This window comes from Clostridioides sp. ES-W-0016-02 (genome assembly GCF_020641035.1).
Lineage (GTDB): Bacteria > Bacillota > Clostridia > Peptostreptococcales > Peptostreptococcaceae > Clostridioides.
This window is the reverse complement of record NZ_CP061361.1, coordinates 1,870,127-1,888,837: the sequence shown is the minus strand read 5'-3', so window position 1 is coordinate 1,888,837 and position 18,711 is coordinate 1,870,127. Positions and strand designations below refer to the sequence as shown.

Sequence of the window (18,711 nt, the reverse complement as noted above, 5' to 3'; positions counted from 1 at the left end):
ATTTTTTACTTATATAAACATTGAATTTACCTATAATTATTGTAAGTCTTAAATTTAAAAATTATAATAAAAAAAATAAGTAGAATTTTTCTACTTATCTTTTAATAATTGTGAGAAATTTTTTGCTCAGTATATGAGAAGTTTTTTTCTCACTTAATATTGTACTCTGATATTTTATTAGTTAATTGTCTTCTGCTAATCTCCAATTTTTTTGCTGTATTTGAAATATTATTTCCACATAGAGATAGAACCTTTTCAATATATTCACACTCAAATTCTTTTCTTATTTCTCTTAGAGGTCTAATACTTATTTTATCATCTATGTTTATATTGTTTGATATTAAGTTTAAATTATCTTTTGATAACTTACTTCCTTCACTTAAAACTACTAATCTATTGATTATATTTTTTAATTCTCTTATGTTACCTGGATAATCATAATTTCTTAAAAAATCAACTACTTCTTTATCAATTGAGGATATTTTTTTATCATGTTCAATCTGGTATTTATTTAAGAAAAAGTCTATAAGTGTATTTAAATCTTCTCTTCTATTTCTTAAAGGTGGTATAGTTATTGTTATTGTACTTATTCTATAAAAAAAATCTTCTCTTATATTACCATTTAGTATTTCTATTTTAGGTTCTTTATTCATTGCACAAATTAATCTAAAATCAACTTTAATAGACTTGTTACTTCCTATTCTCTCTATAGATTTATCTTCAAGTGTCCTTAACAATTTTACTTGTACATTTAGAGGTATATCTCCTATTTCATCTAAAAATAAAGTGCCCTTATTTGAAAGTTCAAATCTGCCTTTTCTATTATCTACTGCTCCAGTAAAAGAACCTTTTTCATGTCCAAATAACTCAGATTCTAATAAGTTTTCAGAAAAAGAACAACAGTTTACAGGTACAAATATTTCATCTCTTCTTGGACTTAGACTATGCATATATCTAGCTAAAACATCTTTTCCTACACCAGATTCTCCAAGAATTAGTATATTTACATCTTTACAAGCAGCCTTTTCTGCGATTTTTATTATATTATTAAAATCCTTATTTTTAGATTCTAAAGTAAAGTCCAAATTATTTTTTTGTGTACAAACTACTTCTTTTTCTATTTTTACTTTCTCAATTTCTTCTAATAAAGTTTCAATAGGATTGCTTTTTATAAAATAAGATAAAGCTCCTCTTTTCATGGCTTCAACTGCATTTTCAATACTTCCATATCCAGTAACTAATATAACTTCTATATTTTTATTAATAGATTTAATTTTATCTAAAAGTTGTACTCCATCCATGTTTTTCATCATAACATCAGACAAAATCAAATCATAATTTTTATTTTTTTTGATAATACTCACAGCTTCTTCTCCACTTAGTGCTATATCTACCACATATCCATTCTTTTGCAAAATTTTTTTCATTATTGTCCCATACTCTAATTCATCATCAACTACTAGTATCTTCATCATATAGTCACCTCTTTATTTAGTGGAATTTTTATATAAAAACAAGTACCAACTCCCAATTGACTTTTGACACTTATATCTCCGTTATTCTTTTTAATCTCATTATATGTAATATACAATCCTAATCCAGTTCCTTCACCAATCGGCTTTGTAGTATAAAAAGGATTAAATATATCCTTTAAAACGTTTTCTTTTATACCATCACCATTGTCTTTAAAATCTATAAATAAACAGCGCTCTTTCACATAGCAATTTATAATAATTTTACCGCCTTTATGTACTGCATCTACTGAATTAGATATTAAATTTATAAATACATGTTTTAAAGACTCTCCATTTATGTAACACACTAAATCCTTATTGCAGTTTATATTTATTTCAACATCTTTTAACTGTAAAACTTTATACTGAAGCTTGACTATATTTTCAATAAAATTTCTCATATTTATATTTTCTAAACTATCATCTGATATTCTTGCAAAATTTAATAAGTTCGTTATTATATTACTTGCTCTATCTACATTACTTTCTATTGATTTTACACAATCATTTACCTCTTCTATAGTAACATTATCTTTTAAAAGATAACAATTATTTCTTATTATTCCTAGAGGGTTTCTTATCTCATGTGCTACTCCAGAAGCTAGTTGCCCTATAGATATCATTTTATTATCTCTCAACAACTTTGCTTCTATTATTTTATCATTAGTTATGTCTTTAATTAAAGCTACTATATATTCAACATTATTTTTTTTATATTCTACAGGGAAAGTACTTATTTTCAAAATTTTATTACTCAGTTCTATTTCACTTGTTTCATGTGTATTTTCAGAAAATGTATTCTCAATAATATTTTTTATTATATCAATTAATTCTTCTTTTTTATATTGTGTCTCATTGATAAAATCATAGAATACTTTATTTGATTCAACTATATTGTAATTGTCATCTATAAGCATTATTATGTCTGTGATACTATTAAATGTAGCCTCTAAAGCCTTCTTATTTTCTATTACTTCTTCTGTTTTCCTTCTTATTTCTATTTTTAATAAATATGTATAACTATAAAAAATATAAATAGATATCAAAATTATGCCTATAAAAATATAAATGATTGGTATGACTCCTCTATCATATAATACATCATCAACTTCATTATATATAGAATACCATTTTTTATTTAAATCTTTATATACACCATTTTTCTGAAGTTTAAAAATTCCCTTATTTAAAATACCAACTAATTCTTCATATTGTTTAGGAACAGCGAGAACTGCCTTTTTGGTATAAATAGGAGTATTTAAAATACTATATTTATCTGAAAGTTCATAGTTTATTACATAGTATTGTAGTACTGGTTCATCACCAACAACTACATCTACTTTACCTGACATTAAATAATTGACTCCAGTCTTTATATCTGGAGTCAACACAATATCTATATTATCAACTCTTTGTTTCAAAAAGTTTATAGAATAGTCACCCTCTGGTATTGCTATTGTTTTTCCTTTTAAATCTCTATAACTATTTATATTCTGTGATTTTTTATCTTTCAATATATTTGCGCTTAACGTATAAATTGGGTCAGTAAATACAAACTTATTTGCTCTTTCTTTTGATGGAATTAAGTCAAAAAATCTTATACTATCATCCACTGGATTTACAAAGGATTCTTTCCACCATGTATTTGGTTTAAAATAGAAATCTCTACCTATTTGGATTGATAGGGAATTAATTAAATCAACAACAATTCCTTTGTATTGACCATCTTCTTGACCTTTATATCTAAGGGGAGGAGAGCTCTGGTCAGAACTATAAACTAAATTTTCATGTTTTTTTAGCCATTGTTTTTCCTCTTCTGTAAATGGAAGTGATTTCTTAACATATTCAAATATATTCAAATTATACTCCATACCTACATACATATTTGCGAGTGAAACTACAACTAAAAATGAATAAATAATCCCTATAATTACTATCTTTTTTTTATTCACCTTAAAACTCCAATCTTTCTTTTTTATATAAATTCAATATTTAATAACAAAATCCTACTTTTTTCATTAAATATTTATATTTATTATAAGATTAATTGTATAAATGTTGAAACTATAGTCATTACTATTCCTATTAGTGCTTCATACGGAATCAATTTAAATCTTTCACCTATATCCATATTTATACTACCTGCACTAGTATGAAATAATGAACCATGTGGTAATTGTTCAAATACACTAGAACCTGCATTAACAATTGATGCACCTGAAATTGGCGATAATCCACCACTTAATATAGCATCAGAAAAAGTTGATGATGCTATAGTAGCTCCAGCTGTTGATGATGCTGTTGCCAGTGACATAAGTATACCTGAAATTGGTGCTAATAAAAATTGTGGCATATTTAAATATTGTAGTATACCTATTGTACTCTGTTGTAATTCAGACATTTGTATAATACCTGCAATAGTCCCTGTTCCGAGTAATAATATGCATACACCTTGCATCTTAGATAATCCAAAAGATAAATACTCTCTTGTATTCTTCAAATTTCCTGTAGCTATTAAGGTCGCTACTCCTCCTATAGGAAGTGCAACCATAGGGTCTATTACTATAGGTGATATATTTCCTAAAAACAATAAAAATATAGCTACAATTGGACCACATAATGACTTAAACAAACTTGGTAAGCCCTCTCTTTGCTCCAAGAGTTCATATGATTCTACCTTGTTTCCTTTATTTATTAATAAACTTGCCAAAACAACTGTAATCACAATACCAACAATTGCTGGAATTACGTTTGCTATCATAACACTAGATAGATTTACAGAAAAATTTCCTGCTACCGCAATGGTATTTGGATTTGGTGATATTATATTACCTGCTTTACCTCCACCTAACATAGCTAAAAGTATTGCTAATTTAGAGTAGTTTAATTTTCTTCCTATGTATAAGCCTATTGGTGCTACAGTTATTACAGATACATCCAAATTTACACCTACTCCTGCAAGTACCATTGTTGAAGCAGCTATAGAAAGTAAGGCTCTCTTTTCTCCTAATATCTTTACGATTTGTTCTGATATTTTATCAACTGCTCCTGTTTTTATTAGACTTCCAGCCAATACACCTGATGCTAAAGCTCTAAGAATTGATGGTGAGATATTCATAGCTCCAGTTGCCATAAAATCTACAGTTTCTGTTATACTCGCTCCTCCAATTATTCCCCCAACAAATGCCCCTAACATTAAACTATATACAGCTTGAAATTTCTTTATAATTAAAATAATTGCTACTAATAAGCCAAATATAGCTCCAAAAGTTGTTATTTGCACACTATTCCCTCCTATCTTAAAGTAAGTTAATTATTTTTTACTTAATTTAATTTTATTTAAATATATTTTAAGTATTCTGTATCCACTTGTCAATTATATTTTAATTTATTCAATTAGATTTAACATTATTTATTCAAAATTATATCTTATATGTTATAATGATTTCATACTATATAATCTTTTTATTTAGGTTATTTTAAAGTAATATTTTTAAAACGAAAAAGAGAGGATATTTATATGAATGATTTAAATTTAGGAGAAAAAATAGCTGAAGTTCGAAAAAAACAAAATCTAAGTATTCGAGATTTAGCAAAACTAGCAGATGTTACACCATCATTATTGAGTCAAATAGAACGAGGTCTTGCTAATCCATCTGTAAACTCATTAAAATCTATAGCCTCTTCTCTAAATGTTCCTCTATTTACATTTTTTGTATCTGAAGTAGATAAAAAAAGTTTAATAGTGAGACGCGATAGTAGAAAGAAAGTTATTTTACCTGGAAGTAATGATGTTGTATATGAAGTTTTAATTCCAGATTCTAGTGGTAACTTAGAATTTGCTATTATGGATTTGGCTCCAAATACATCTTCTTGTGTTGATAGAATTACTCATAATGGAGATGAAATTGCATACATTTTAGAAGGAGAAGTCAAACTATTTATGGATGATGATGAATTTACTCTATTCAAAGGTGATAGTGTTAAGATTCCTCTAGGAACAAAGCACAAATGGCAAAATGATTCTAATAGTGAAAGCAAAGTAGTTTTTGCAGTTATACTATAAAGGGTAGACCTTATGAAGAGATATAAATTTATATTTTTTGATGCAGATGATACTTTATTTGATTTTAAAAAGAGTGAATCTTATGCTTTCAAGAAACTTTTATCTAAATTTGGATTGGATTTTAACTTTGAAAAATGTATAAAAATATATAGAAATATAAGTGATAAGCTTTGGCTTGACCTTGAAAAAAACACTATAACTTTAGATGAGCTTAAGCTACTTAGATTTGAACTTTTTGCAAAGGAAATGAAATTAAATGTTGACCCTATAATTCTTAGTAAAATGTACCTAAATCTTTTGTCAGAATGTACTTTTTTAATGCCAGGTACACTTGATGTATTGTCATACCTTAAAAGTAAATATAAAATTATCATAATAACAAACGGAATTTCTAAAGTCCAAAATAATAGGCTTAAAAACTCAGAAATAAAAAAATATATTGATGGAATGATTGTATCAGAAGAAGTAAAAGTATCAAAACCGAATCCAGAAATATTTAAATATGCATTTAAAAAGTTTAAGTGTTATGATAAAACTTCGGCTTTGATGATTGGTGATAGTTTAACTTCAGATATATTAGGAGGAATAAATTCAGGAATAGATACTTGTTGGTTAAACTCCAATAACAGTATAAATTATACTAGTTCTATACCAACTTATGAAATAAACACTCTCATTGAATTAAAAAATTTATTATAATTTATAAGTAGAATCTTATTATTTTGCAATAATTTTTTTAGCTAGCGTATCTTTAAGCTAAAAAAATTATTGCAACTTGCCAATATCAACTTTAATCTTGTAAAAATTTCTAAAAACACTTTCTAATACATTTACTGCATCTTGATTCAGTATTTTCCTTATCACCCATTAATATGAGCATCGCGACACTTTTTATAGGAGCCAATTGATGATAATCATTGATTTTTATTTCCAAATTATTGTATTTATTTTTTATATATTCATAAATGTCTTTTTGATTTTCAACTTTAAAATCTTTATCTCCTGGATATATCTCGTATGATATATTGAGATTACTATAGGTTTCCTTTAAATACATTTTTATTTTTTCATTAATGTAATCTAAACATACTACACCTATTTTGTCTAGTGCTAGACCTGCCATCATATTACAATTTTTCATGTAGTCGTTCATCTTAATATCAATTTTATCTCCTATAGTATATAAAATAGCAAATGCCTTTTTACACTCTTTAGGCATTTTATCAGTATCAATTTCACTTATATAAACTTTAATATTCAATATGCTTTTTATACTTTTTATTTCTTCTTCAACTATTTCATTAATCATTTCTGGAACTTTTCTATTAGAATATCCCAAAAACTTTAGCACTGTAGCTTTATTTATATAAATATCTTCTAAATCTATAAATTCTAAATAAGGCATATTTTTACTGTTATTCCAACTCATTCATATCAATCCTATCTAATTCTTTATAACTAATTCTGCCTGCTTTTATGGCTGCTTGTAAATTTTCTACTGGTGTTGTATTTAAACAGTTACAACCAAAATCACATAGGAAATTATCATACTTTCTCATCTTTTTTAACAACTTTAGTGTTTCCTTTGTGATTTTATCAGGTGTAGAACGTCCAAGAAGTTTTATTGGGTCTAAATTTCCAATTAAAACTATATCTTTTGGAATTCTTGGTGCAATTTCTTCATAGTCTAGAATTTGGTCTAAACTTACTGCATCTATATTGCAACTCAACATATTATCTAACAACTCTCTTGTGTCTCCACATATATGCATACCTTTCCAACAATCAAGTTCATCATATATCTTATTTAAATTTTTTACTATATATTCATCAAATCTAGCTTTGTTTAAAGTTACTGATGTTGGCTCTGCTATTGAAATATATTTTGCACCTGCTTTATTTGCAGCCACAGCATATCGCCTTACTAACTCAGTAGTGAATTCTAATAACTCCTCCACAAATTTTTTATCAGTTATTATACACCTTAAAAGTTGTGTAGCCCCAGCTAATTGACCTGCAAGAGTAAATGGACCTTGTATTGATTCATACAATGGTTTTTTTATGGTTTTTGATATTAGTGACAAGCTTTCTAGATTGAGTGGCATACGTCCACTTGTATAAGGGTCTGGTACATCTAATTTTCTTAACTTTTCACTATCTGTTATTGTATGTGTCAATACACTTGGAAAATCGTAATCTGGTCTTAGTGTCTCTAAGCCCAGAGTCTCACAAAATGTAATTCCATCACAAAATGAATATATAAAATCTGATTCAAAATATTTGTCCATAGTTCTTGCTAATTCCAATTGTAAATCTACACTATCATATACTTCATATGCTTTTTTATTTATTAAAAATAAACCATTTGTACCCATATCCGGCAGAAAAAATCCTCTATCTTCACTATTTATATATTGCAATAAAGTCATATCTGAAAACATTTTAAATTTCTCCTCCTATAAGTTTGTCTATTAATTTAACTGCTTTTGGAGCATTTGGACTATATCCATCTGCACCTATCTCTTCTGCAAAATCCATACTTACAGGACCTCCACCAATTATTACCTTTGGCCTTTTACTTAAATTAAGTCTATTAAGCTTATTTATTACTGATTTCATGTTTTCCATTGTCGTTGTCATCATTGAAGATAAACCTATTATATCTACATTGTTTTTTATAGCTTCTTCTATTATATCTTCGCTTTTTCTATTTACACCTAAATCAATTACTTTATATCCAGTAGCTTCAACCATTACTTTTACAATATTTTTTCCAATCTCGTGGGTGTCACCTTCTACTACAGACATTAAAATTACTCCCTTTGATTTTTTCTTTATCTTTCCAGTGCCCTTTAAGATGCTAATACCTTTGTTTAATGCATCTGTACATACTATCACTTCTGAAAGATAGTATTCTTTACTCTCAAATTTATCTAAAGCACCTATCATACCCTTGTTTAACCCATATTCATATATATCATCTACATTAATATTTTCCTCTATAGCGTCTTTTACCAACTCTTCTATATTATTTACACCCATATTTAATATACATTCTGCTATTTTTTCAAGTATGTCCATATAATACTCATCCTTTCAAATTCCTCCATAAAAGTACTTTTCCAACACTCATTGATCTAATCTTCCATACCAAATAACTTTATACTCAAGTTACTTGATGTAGGTAATCTCTTCTTTGATTAGCTAATTGAATCAACTTCTTTAAGCCATCTCTAAGAACATTTCTTTTAAATCTTAGGCAAAAAGTATAATAATTATTGGTAGTTTAAATTTGCAGTCCATGGAAAATCTATAGGAAATACTTTTGTAGTAAATTCATATATTTTTTTTAAATGTTTAAATTCATTGTATTGTTCTTCATTTCTTTCGAAAAATAGCTTATTAAGTTTATCTAAACTTTCTATTATAAGCTCCTCTTCCTTATATTTGATGATATATTTATTTTCAACTTGTTTAAATTCAATATGCTCTAATAGTTCAGAATCTACATATTGATTAAAATAACCTTTTAAATTATCACATAATTTACTGTAATTTATTATTTTAATTGTTCCTTGTTGATAATCCAAAGACTTTAGTTCATTACATTCTAATTGGTCCTTTAGATTTCTTACATGTACCTTATAGTCTAAATACTCTAAACCAAATTTATTCGTAACATATTTTAATACATTTTCAACATTTATATTATTCACTCCTATTTCAACTACTTCTCCTATAATAGAACCTTCTTTTTTTATTGTTCTTATTATTAAATATCCTATTATGTTACTATTTTCTTTTATAAATACTTTCTTATAATCAATTGGCCCCCAAGCAATAGTAGCTGCATGTAATAATTTTTTAAATTCATCTCTCGTTCTTATAAATCTAGTACTATTTTGATTATATAATTCAATCATTTTATCTAAATCAGCATCTTTTTCAAAATTAGTTTCATCAAATTCAACTATTTCATATGGTATTTCAATATTTTCTGGCTTTATTGTATATTTATAGAAACTCTTCACTACACTACAGTTTCTTCTACTATATAAACTTCTTGTCCCTGAAATAATTAAAACATCTACACCATCAGAAAACATTTTTTCTTCTGCTTTATCTAGTATTTTAGATGAATATCCCTTCTTCTCATAATCTGGATGTGTGCATACTCCACCTATAGCTGCAACCTTTAGTTTATTTCCTTGAATAGATACATCTTGTACCAAATAGTTTACATCTGAAACTACTTTTTCATTTTCTGATATTATAATCATATTTTCTATGTTATCTTTATTCAATAAAAGGGGAAACTCTTCCACCATAGTTGGCTTATAGTTTCTTGATATTCTAAACACATAGTTTATTAATCCTGTTACTTTATCAAACTCTTCTACTTTTGCACTTCTTGGTTTTATTTCCATCTATATACCTCCTGATGTTATTTAAAATATTTCAATGCTATCATTTTTAGTAAAATATTTATTACCACATTTTTAAATTTATCACTACATTTCTAATTATATCTTTTTTCTTCATGATTTTTAATTGTTTTTCAACAAACTTCTATAAAAAATATATATAATTCCCAGTTATACTTATAAAATGACCATTTATGTATAATATATTGAAATATTTCCTATATGTTTATATGATTAAACTCTATAGGTCAATTGAAACAAACATTTTATTGAGAAGGTTATATTTTTTTATTACCTTCTTTTTTTTATAATAAATTACTATTTGATTAATAGAAAATATTCTAAGTTCCTTTTAAATAATGACTTTATTGTTTAATTGTACTAAAATAGTATATGTAGGTTACAAATAATCTAATAAATACTAAACATTGGAGGTAATAGATATGGCAGATTGTAATTCATGTCCATCAAAGGGAAATTGTAATAGTCAATCAAATTGTTCTATTGAAAATAACCCTAACAATAAATTTGGAAAAATAATTGGTGTTATGAGTGGGAAAGGTGGAGTTGGTAAATCGACTGTAACTGCTTTACTTGCTAATAAACTAAATAAAATGGGATATAAAGTTGGTATATTAGACTCTGATATAACAGGACCAAGTATTCCTAGACTTATGGGTCTAAAAAATGTAAAAGCTTATTCTGATGGTTCTTATATTTATCCTGTAGAAAATTCAAATAACATAAAAGTAATGTCTATAAATCTTATGATAGATGACGAAAATGAGCCTGTTGTTTGGAGAGGACCTCTAGTTGGAGGAGTTGTAAAACAATTTTATACTGATGTACTTTGGGAAGAACTAGACTATTTACTTATAGACATGCCCCCAGGCACTGGAGATGTTGCATTAACAGTTATGCAATCTATACCTATAAGTGGAATAGTTATGGTTTCAGTTCCTCAAGATTTGGTATCTATGATTGTATCAAAAGCTGTTAATATGGCTAAAAAAATGAACATAAATGTTCTTGGAGTTATTGAAAATATGAGTTATATTCAATGTCCTGATTGTTCTAAAAAAATCAAACTATTTGATGGTGAATCTACTGAAAAGTTTTTAAATGATTTAGATTTAAAACTTCTAGGTGAACTTCCTATGACTAAAGAAATCATAGATATTACTCATAATGGTGTTACAGACATTAGCAATGATTTAGACTCAATATTAACTGATATTGTTGAAACTATAAAATAGATATAAATTAAAATTTTATAGTTTTACACTCTAATACTAAAAGAGGTGTGTATTTATTTTGTAATATTACAAATAAAATACACACCTCTTTTACATCTATCTATGTTTTAAATACACAAAATATTCTTCTATTATATCTCCATTTTTCACTTTTACTAAGTATTCATTATAGTGAGCATTGTATGGCTGTGTCATTTTACACTCTACTACATTTTCTATATCTTCCAATTCTAAGAGTTCTACATCTTTTAAAAATTTTCTTTCTAAAAGCTCCATTAGTCTTTCCATAACCTATTCCCCCACTTCTCCAACATAATTAAAATAAAGCAAGTAAATTATCTATTTATAAAATTTACTTATTTATATTATATCCCATATCTTACAAATCCTAACAGAATTCATAAATTATTGTGAGAAAATATGTATTAACCTTTTAATAAATCTATCTTATAGTGATATATTAAGTATTCTTTCAATTATGTAAAGCACTCCTCTTAATCCAATAAATGGTGTATATGGATATATATTTACACTTTTTAGGTTTGGATTACTTATCTGTATATCTAACTTTGAATTGTGACTCATATCAATACTAGTACCATCTCCAAATAAAACCAATAACTCATTTTCTTTTAAATATTTATTTCTTTCTAACTCATTATTTCCAATATATACAGATTCGTCATTACAATCTGTATTATGCAATATATTAACTCTATCAACTTCAAGACCTAATTCATTCAATAAATCTTTAAATCCTAAAGCAGTGTCATAATCTCCAAATACAGCACATTTTTTGCTTTCCTTATAAAAATAAAACTTCCTTTTTATATTAAATACTTGTCTTTTTATGTTAGATACTTCAGCTTCATAAGCACTTTTATCCAAATCCCACATAGTTACTTTTTGTATGTCTTTAATAAATTCTTCAGTATTTTTTATTCCATAAGGCTTTTTATACACATAAGGTATATTGTACTTATCCTTCATAAAAGTGGCTGCTTTAATACCTTCTTTCCTAAGTACTATATTTAAACTAGATTTAGATGCATTTTCTATTTCATCTATTGATGTGTATGATGTAAAGGTTACATTTACTTCTTTTTTGAAAAAAGTCTTTATCATCCTTTTAATTTCTTCACAATCTGATAAAAAGTTATATTGGTCTATATTACATCCAATTATATTAAAACTATCAATTTTTTCATTGCTCTCTTTTACTACATCCTTTGCTAATATATAAAGAAAATCTTCAACTCCTTGATTATAATCTTCTCTTAATCCACCTGTTGTAATTGGGATTAACTTACAGTTTACAGAATCACTTATGATATTGCAGATTCCTACTATATCCACACCTATAATAGAAGATACAGATGAAGCCATTACAAATATATATTTTGGGTTAATATTATTATCTATTTCAATTATAGCCTTTTCTAATCTATCATAATTTCCAAACGTAACATCACTTTCACTCATATGAGTTGAATAAATCTTTGCTTTGTCTTCTCCATTTAAACTTCCAATTGCTTCTATCGCATAGTGAGTTGTTCCTGATGGGCCAAATTCTATGACACAGGCTTCACTTATTGATGATACTGTAAATATTATTCCCATTCTATCAGAAGGATTTGGAAAATATTTATATACTTCCATATTAAATCACTTCCTTTCTTGTAACTTTCTCCACATCAAACAATTTAATTAAAGTTTCCATTATGCCTATTGGAAGCTCAAACCCTATTTTTTGTGCATGTTCGTCTAACGTTATTTGCATAAGTCCTTTTTCTTTTAATAACATTGGATTTTCATGGCCTATATAAATATCTGCATTTATAGTATCATACAAACTTCTAAGTGGAGCTATATTCGCAATTCTGCTTATATATGGATTGTGTCCTTTTTTTATTATGTTGTCTTTAAATAAACCATCTTGTTCATAAAGTTCACGCACTTGTATAAATTCTGGCACTAACCCTAATTCTGTTAAGAAATCCACTGTTTCAAACACCATCATTGGTGTATTCCCATAAATTAGCTTTTTACCTTCCATTAGAAGTCTACATTTATTCAATAACAAATTATATTTTTGTCTTTGTTCTAATAATTCATCTTGTACATCTATATCTAAAATGTTACAAAGTTTATTATAGTTTTCCATTATAATTGACTCTTTCATGTTTTTATCAAAATATATGTATTCTATTCCAAATTTATTTTTCATATCTTCTGCTAAATCCAATGCTATCATGTCTGTTACTATATTTAATTTAGCACTAGATGCACTTTTTATATCTCTTATAGTACATTTAGATGGTATTACACAATTTATTTTTACGCCTTCTTTAAAAAGTAACTTTACAAGCTCTGTATCTTCTACATTCTCTTGTCTATGCCCTAAAATATTAACACCTTTTTTATTTGTATGATTCTCCATAACTGATGATAAACTCTTTAAAGCTCTAGTCATTCCAATTATATGAGAATTACAAGTATAATGTTCGGTATTAACTGCTAAAACAGGGATACCTATCAGTTCTTCCAATTCCTCAGATAAAGCATTATAATCCTCACCTATTAACTCTGGTACACATGTAGTTACTATCATTATTGCATCAAACTTTTCAACTTCTGAAATATACTTTACAGCTTCTATTACTTTTTTTTCTGCACCAAAAACTATATCTTTATCTTTTAGAACTACTGAATAAACACTATCTTGACCAGACTGTCTATGATATGCAAAGTTTTTACTATAATAAGTACATTCATTTGTTCCTACTATCACAAGAGCCATGTTTTTTATATATGATGCAGTTAATACAACTCCAAACAATGGACAATGAGTCCCTGGAAACACAGCATATGATAAAGATTTTATATCTTTATCATATGCTATATCTTTTAATCTATTTAATACATTTAAAGTATACATATTTTTTCCTTTCCAATCCTATTACTTATACAACTTTATAAATTTAAAGTTACACTTATATTACTTTTTATATTTTTAAACTGTGGTCATTTCAAATGTTAAAACTTTATATACTACTAGTTCTTCTACATAACATTATTGGATGAATCCTAGGCTTTTTGCTAATTGGATCTATATCTATATCACATTTTACCTTATAAACATCTTTTATTATTTCTTCACTTATTACGTTATTAGGATGGCCATCCGCTACTATAGCACCATTATTCATAATAATAAGTCTGTCACTGTATTTGCTCGCTTGATTTATATCATGTAGAACCATAATTATAGTCATTCCAAATTTTTTATTTATATCTTTTACAAGTTCCATTAGTTCTAATTGATGAGATATATCTAAATATGTTGTAGGTTCATCTAATAAAAGTATATCTGGCTTTTGACAAAGTGCCATCGCTAACCATACTCTTTGTCTTTCTCCTCCAGATAAATTGCTTACCAATTTATCTTTATATGCTTCAAGACCTGTATTTCTCATTGCCCAATTTACTATCTCTTCATCATTTTTATTTTTACTTTCAAAAAAACCTTTATGTGGTATTCTTCCATAATATATTAAATCCTTTACTTTTATATCCTTTAAGGAGGCATTATGTTGAGCTAGTAATGCCACTTTCCTCGAAATTTCTTTATTACTCATGACTTTCATATTTTTCTTACCAATATATATGTCACCCTGTTTAATTTTCAAAATTCTAGATAAGGATTTAAGTAGCGTAGATTTTCCTGAACCATTTGGACCTAATATAGAAACTACTTCTTTTTCCTTAATGCTCACACTCAAATTGTCTATGATAATCTTATCTTCATAACCTATTTTGACATTTTTTACATTGAACATTAATAACCGCCTCTCTTTCTTAATAAATATAAGAAGAATGGACCCCCTATTATAGACATAATAACGCCTACTGGAATCTCTATAGAGCCTCCTATTGTTCTTGCTAATGTATCTGCAATTAATAATACTATACTCCCTAGTACTATACTAAATGGTATCGTATATTTATGGTCACTACCAAGCAACATACGAGTTATATGTGGTACTATAAGACCCACAAAGCTGATGACACCAACTATGGAGGTAGAAACACCTGCTAAAAATATAGCTACTAATGAGATTAGAAACCTACTTTTATTTACATTGAAGCCAAGATTTGTAGCTGCGTCATCTCCTAGTTGCAGTACATTTGCACTTCTGATAAGTAAAATTGCTCCTATCAATCCTATAACAGAATACCATATTAGCATATTTACATCTAACCAAGTCTTTGTGGCTAAACTTCCGTTTAACCACAACATTGCACTTTGAATTCTTTCACTATACATAGTTGATAAATACGATATAACACCACCTAATATAGTGTTTACAGCGACTCCAGCTAGTATAATTCGCTCTGGTCTAAGCCCATTTTTATACGCCATCAAATATACTACTCCACAAGATATGAGTCCTCCTATAAAAGCAACTATTGGTAACATACTTGTATATTGTGGAAATAAAAGCAATATTATAATAGCAGCTACACTTGCTCCTGTAGATATACCTGTTATACCAGGGTCTGCTAATGGATTTTTCATAACAGCTTGTAACAATAATCCTGAAACTGCTAGATTTGCACCAACTAACGCTGCTAAAATATTTCTAGGCAACCTCATTTTATAAACTATTGTAGTAACCATTGTATTATTTTCATTTATCAATGCATCAAATATTTCCCCAATACTTAAATTTACACTCCCTACAGTAGAAAAAACAATTAATAAAATAATTACAGTTATCAACCCTGTAAATATCAATAAGACTTTTTTATTATCCATATTATTCACCTAAAATCTATTTATCTCCATATAAGATATCTCCCAGTTTATTTATTGAATCTTTGACATGTATATTTGCTGATACATTAAATATACTTGAGTCTAAATCTATAACTTTTCCATTTTTCACTGCATTCAATGTATCCCATGCAGGATTTTTATCAAAAGAATCATCAAATGCTTTTTTAGTCTCTTCTATATTCCCATGTGCAAATCTAAGTATGTAATCTGGATTTTCTTTTATAATTTGTTCTAAGCTAAATTGTATATAATCTGAATCCACACTATCTGTTAAGTTATCAGCTATATTTTCAGCACCTACTGTTTTAACCAAATCACCAAGATATGAGCTCTTTGTAGCTAGCATAAAACTATTTCCACCACCAAATAAAATAGCTACTCTTGGTTTTTTATCCTGTTTTTTTGATTTTTCTACGACCAATTCTTCTACTCCTTTTAGCTCTTTTATAAGTTTTTCTGCTTCATCTTGTTTATTTATTTTATTACCTAAATTTTCTATACTTTTAAGAAACTTTGTGTATGTTCCAGTTTCAAAATAGAATGTATCTAGGTTATATTCTTTCATACTCTTCTCAACATTTTCTTTAAACATACTATCAACTATAAATACATCTGGCTCAAGAGATGCTACAATTTCTAAGTCAGGATTCATAGCTTGTCCTACTTCTGGTAGATTTTTATATTTTTCTGGCAATTCAGATTTAGTCGTTGGAATACCTACTAAAGTAGCATCTAATTTATCTAATACTTGTGTTGCTGCTACTGTGGCTGAAACAACTTTTACGTTGTTATTTGACTCCTTATTTGCAGACTCATCATTTGATGGTTTTGAGCATCCTGTTAATATTAATGAACTAAGTAAAAATACTGAACATATCTTTTTAAATTTCATAAAAATTTCCTCCATAATAAACTTTATTTTAAATCTGTATTTTCTATTTTAATCTTATATTTATCTAGTTACTTTGCATAATCTTATTTGCAAGTTCTATATATACTTGTGACATTTCATCATCTTTATCTTCTTCTATAACGGTTCTTCCATTATTCTCAGACTGTTGCATGATTTTATTTCTTGGGATATAGTGAAAAACTTTACTTTTTATTTCATCAGCCAATTTTTCAACTAATTCTATTTCATTCTCAACATTTTTAGCGTTTAATATGAGTCCTTTTAAAGAAGCATATCCTCTATTTTTAAATTGCTCTACAGCTAAAGATATGTTACTAGCAGCATACATTGACATCATTTCTCCAGAAGTTACTATATACACTTCATTTGCAAATCCATTTCTTATTGGCATTGAAAATCCTCCACAAACAACGTCTCCAAGTACATCGTAAATTACTACATCTGGATTATATATTTCAAATGCCTTTAATTCTTCTAATTTTTCAAAGGCCGCTATTATGCCTCTTCCAGCGCAACCTACTCCTGGAGTTGGGCCTCCTGCTTCAATACATAATACTCCACCATATCCTTCAAATACTATGTCTTCAAGTTTTAAATCATCTTTCTTCTCTTTCATTACATTAAGAACTGTTGGTATAAATTTTCCTTTCATTAAATTTTTAGTAGAATCTGATTTAGGGTCACATCCTATTTGCATAACCTTATATCCTAAATGAGAAAGTGATGCAGATAAATTGGAAGTTGTTGTTGATTTTCCAATTCCTCCCTTCCCATAAATAGCTATTTTTTTCATTGACTTTTTACCTCTCTTACATCATAATATTATTTAACGAAATTAATTATCATTCGCAATAACTATTTTACGCGATATGTTTTTTAAATTCTTAACTATATTTGTTTTTTTATAAAAATATTTGTATAAATTTAGATGAGGTGATTTTTTGAAATGTTTTAAAGATGATATAGAACTTATCATTAATGATTTTTTTGACTGTTGTAATATCCCAACAAAAGTGATTAATAAGGATTTAAAAGAACTTTGTAGTGTTGGCTACAGTGATAAACTAGAAATATACTTTTCAAGTTTAAACATATTCAATAATATAAAAAGCACAGATTTTATATCTAATAAAAACTTATCCTATATAATGTTAAGTTTTTGCAATGACATACAATTTTTAATTATGCCAATACATAAATTTGATATTTCTAGTGGCTATTTTGTTATAGGGCCTTTTAAATCATGCATTAATAATGATATTGAGTTTTCTGATATACCATTTAAGCCTCTATCATGTGTAGATTATATATCAAATCTTTTATCAGAAATATGTAATGATAAAATGAAACACAAACCAGCTCTTAGTTTTTATGTAAAAAAAACTATCGATTATATTCATAAAAACTACTCAGAGGATATAACAGTAAGTGATATATGTAATGATTTACAACTTAATAAAAGTTATTTTTGCTCCCTATTTAAAAAAGAAAGTGGATATACATTTACTAACTTTCTCAATAAGGTTCGAGTCGAAAAAAGTAAAAAATATTTGCTTCGAGAAGACATGTCTATTTTAGATGTTGCTGTATTTGTTGGGTTCAATAGCCAAAATTATTATAGTATGGTTTTTAAAAAGTTCAACAACCTTACACCAATTGAATATAAAAATATTTATAATTAAAAAATATCATTCTGCA

The 18,711-nt window shown here is 27.1% G+C and carries 18 protein-coding genes; 4 read left to right on the top strand and 14 right to left on the bottom strand.

What is annotated here, in order from left to right; translation table 11 throughout:
* Positions 1-149 precede the first annotated feature (149 nt).
* The 3 genes from IC758_RS09180 to IC758_RS09170 form a co-directional block, all read right to left on the bottom strand.
* On the bottom strand, positions 150-1,475 hold the full coding sequence (locus IC758_RS09180; RefSeq protein WP_227860921.1) for a sigma-54-dependent transcriptional regulator: 1,326 nt from the start codon (positions 1,473-1,475) through the stop codon (positions 150-152).
* Positions 1,472-3,466, bottom strand: coding sequence for an ATP-binding protein (locus IC758_RS09175; RefSeq protein WP_227483222.1), 1,995 nt, complete (start codon positions 3,464-3,466; stop codon positions 1,472-1,474). The genes IC758_RS09180 and IC758_RS09175 overlap by 4 nt, the downstream gene beginning before the upstream one ends.
* Before the next feature lie 83 nt (positions 3,467-3,549).
* Complete coding sequence (locus IC758_RS09170) at positions 3,550-4,797, bottom strand: GntP family permease (RefSeq protein WP_227860920.1); 1,248 nt, start codon at positions 4,795-4,797, stop codon at positions 3,550-3,552.
* Between the two features lie 237 nt (positions 4,798-5,034).
* Here IC758_RS09170 and IC758_RS09165 point away from each other — a divergent pair, with 237 nt between their 5' ends.
* Positions 5,035-5,580, top strand: coding sequence for a helix-turn-helix domain-containing protein (locus IC758_RS09165; RefSeq protein ID WP_227433237.1), 546 nt, complete (start codon positions 5,035-5,037; stop codon positions 5,578-5,580).
* A gap of 12 nt (positions 5,581-5,592) precedes the next feature.
* Positions 5,593-6,279 carry a YjjG family noncanonical pyrimidine nucleotidase gene (locus tag IC758_RS09160; protein ID WP_227860919.1) on the top strand — a complete coding sequence of 229 codons (687 nt, stop codon included), beginning with the start codon at positions 5,593-5,595 and terminating at the stop codon, positions 6,277-6,279.
* Positions 6,280-6,388: 109 nt separating this feature from the next.
* Here IC758_RS09160 and IC758_RS09155 read toward each other — a convergent pair whose 3' ends face one another.
* The 4 genes from IC758_RS09155 to IC758_RS09140 all read right to left on the bottom strand — a co-directional run bounded on the left by IC758_RS09155 (position 6,389) and on the right by IC758_RS09140 (position 10,007).
* On the bottom strand, positions 6,389-7,009 hold the full coding sequence (locus tag IC758_RS09155; RefSeq protein ID WP_227860918.1) for a hypothetical protein: 621 nt from the start codon (positions 7,007-7,009) through the stop codon (positions 6,389-6,391).
* Positions 6,996-8,021 (bottom strand): uroporphyrinogen decarboxylase family protein, encoded by a 1,026-nt coding sequence (locus tag IC758_RS09150; protein WP_227433234.1) that lies wholly within the window; start codon positions 8,019-8,021, stop codon positions 6,996-6,998. Before IC758_RS09150 ends, IC758_RS09155 begins: the two co-directional genes overlap by 14 nt.
* Position 8,022: 1 nt before the next feature.
* A complete protein-coding gene (locus IC758_RS09145) occupies positions 8,023-8,661 on the bottom strand; it encodes a B12-binding domain-containing protein (protein WP_227860917.1) in 639 nt (212 codons plus the stop codon).
* 194 nt (positions 8,662-8,855) lie between these two features.
* Complete coding sequence (locus tag IC758_RS09140) at positions 8,856-10,007, bottom strand: GNAT family N-acetyltransferase (protein ID WP_227860916.1); 1,152 nt, start codon at positions 10,005-10,007, stop codon at positions 8,856-8,858.
* A 440-nt stretch (positions 10,008-10,447) separates the two neighbouring features.
* Here IC758_RS09140 and IC758_RS09135 point away from each other — a divergent pair, with 440 nt between their 5' ends.
* Positions 10,448-11,260, top strand: coding sequence for an Mrp/NBP35 family ATP-binding protein (locus tag IC758_RS09135; protein WP_227433231.1), 813 nt, complete (start codon positions 10,448-10,450; stop codon positions 11,258-11,260).
* A 96-nt stretch (positions 11,261-11,356) separates the two neighbouring features.
* On the opposite strand, the gene IC758_RS09130 is transcribed toward IC758_RS09135, so the two are convergent.
* The 7 genes from IC758_RS09130 to IC758_RS09100 all read right to left on the bottom strand — a co-directional run bounded on the left by IC758_RS09130 (position 11,357) and on the right by IC758_RS09100 (position 17,806).
* Complete coding sequence (locus IC758_RS09130; RefSeq protein ID WP_227433230.1) at positions 11,357-11,548, bottom strand: hypothetical protein; 192 nt, start codon at positions 11,546-11,548, stop codon at positions 11,357-11,359.
* A gap of 159 nt (positions 11,549-11,707) precedes the next feature.
* Positions 11,708-12,919 (bottom strand): nitrogenase component 1, encoded by a 1,212-nt coding sequence (locus IC758_RS09125; RefSeq protein WP_227433229.1) that lies wholly within the window; start codon positions 12,917-12,919, stop codon positions 11,708-11,710.
* Between the two features lies 1 nt (position 12,920).
* The gene (locus IC758_RS09120) at positions 12,921-14,198 is read right to left on the bottom strand and encodes a nitrogenase component 1 (RefSeq protein ID WP_227483230.1); all 1,278 of its coding nucleotides are present in this window, start codon (positions 14,196-14,198) and stop codon (positions 12,921-12,923) included.
* Between the two features lie 106 nt (positions 14,199-14,304).
* Positions 14,305-15,099: an ABC transporter ATP-binding protein gene (locus IC758_RS09115; RefSeq protein WP_227433227.1), complete on the bottom strand. Its 795-nt coding sequence runs from the start codon at positions 15,097-15,099 to the stop codon at positions 14,305-14,307.
* Positions 15,099-16,079, bottom strand: a complete 981-nt coding sequence (locus IC758_RS09110) for a FecCD family ABC transporter permease (RefSeq protein WP_227823827.1) — start codon at positions 16,077-16,079, stop codon at positions 15,099-15,101. Before IC758_RS09110 ends, IC758_RS09115 begins: the two co-directional genes overlap by 1 nt.
* Before the next feature lie 16 nt (positions 16,080-16,095).
* Positions 16,096-16,992, bottom strand: a complete 897-nt coding sequence (locus IC758_RS09105; protein WP_227860915.1) for an ABC transporter substrate-binding protein — start codon at positions 16,990-16,992, stop codon at positions 16,096-16,098.
* Positions 16,993-17,056: 64 nt separating this feature from the next.
* Entirely contained in the window at positions 17,057-17,806 is a 750-nt protein-coding gene (locus IC758_RS09100; protein ID WP_227433224.1) for an AAA family ATPase, read from the bottom strand.
* 148 nt (positions 17,807-17,954) lie between these two features.
* On the opposite strand from IC758_RS09100, the gene IC758_RS09095 reads away from it, so the two are divergent.
* Positions 17,955-18,695, top strand: a complete 741-nt coding sequence (locus IC758_RS09095) for a helix-turn-helix transcriptional regulator (protein WP_227433223.1) — start codon at positions 17,955-17,957, stop codon at positions 18,693-18,695.
* Positions 18,696-18,711 lie beyond the last annotated feature (16 nt).

What these genes read in the sequence shown, in the direction of transcription:
- IC758_RS09110 (WP_227823827.1), bottom strand. Translation starts at nt 16,079, where the DNA reads ATGGATAATAAAAAAGTCTTATTGATATTTACAGGGTTGATAACTGTA.
- IC758_RS09130 (WP_227433230.1), bottom strand. Translation starts at nt 11,548, where the DNA reads ATGGAAAGACTAATGGAGCTTTTAGAAAGAAAATTTTTAAAAGATGTA.
- IC758_RS09145 (WP_227860917.1), bottom strand. Translation starts at nt 8,661, where the DNA reads ATGGACATACTTGAAAAAATAGCAGAATGTATATTAAATATGGGTGTA.
- IC758_RS09120 (WP_227483230.1), bottom strand. Translation starts at nt 14,198, where the DNA reads ATGTATACTTTAAATGTATTAAATAGATTAAAAGATATAGCATATGAT.
- IC758_RS09105 (WP_227860915.1), bottom strand. Translation starts at nt 16,992, where the DNA reads ATGAAATTTAAAAAGATATGTTCAGTATTTTTACTTAGTTCATTAATA.
- IC758_RS09100 (WP_227433224.1), bottom strand. Translation starts at nt 17,806, where the DNA reads ATGAAAAAAATAGCTATTTATGGGAAGGGAGGAATTGGAAAATCAACA.
- IC758_RS09160 (WP_227860919.1), top strand. Translation starts at nt 5,593, where the DNA reads ATGAAGAGATATAAATTTATATTTTTTGATGCAGATGATACTTTATTT.
- IC758_RS09135 (WP_227433231.1), top strand. Translation starts at nt 10,448, where the DNA reads ATGGCAGATTGTAATTCATGTCCATCAAAGGGAAATTGTAATAGTCAA.
- IC758_RS09140 (WP_227860916.1), bottom strand. Translation starts at nt 10,007, where the DNA reads ATGGAAATAAAACCAAGAAGTGCAAAAGTAGAAGAGTTTGATAAAGTA.
- IC758_RS09165 (WP_227433237.1), top strand. Translation starts at nt 5,035, where the DNA reads ATGAATGATTTAAATTTAGGAGAAAAAATAGCTGAAGTTCGAAAAAAA.
- IC758_RS09150 (WP_227433234.1), bottom strand. Translation starts at nt 8,021, where the DNA reads ATGTTTTCAGATATGACTTTATTGCAATATATAAATAGTGAAGATAGA.
- IC758_RS09115 (WP_227433227.1), bottom strand. Translation starts at nt 15,099, where the DNA reads ATGTTCAATGTAAAAAATGTCAAAATAGGTTATGAAGATAAGATTATC.
- IC758_RS09155 (WP_227860918.1), bottom strand. Translation starts at nt 7,009, where the DNA reads ATGAGTTGGAATAACAGTAAAAATATGCCTTATTTAGAATTTATAGAT.
- IC758_RS09125 (WP_227433229.1), bottom strand. Translation starts at nt 12,919, where the DNA reads ATGGAAGTATATAAATATTTTCCAAATCCTTCTGATAGAATGGGAATA.
- IC758_RS09180 (WP_227860921.1), bottom strand. Translation starts at nt 1,475, where the DNA reads ATGATGAAGATACTAGTAGTTGATGATGAATTAGAGTATGGGACAATA.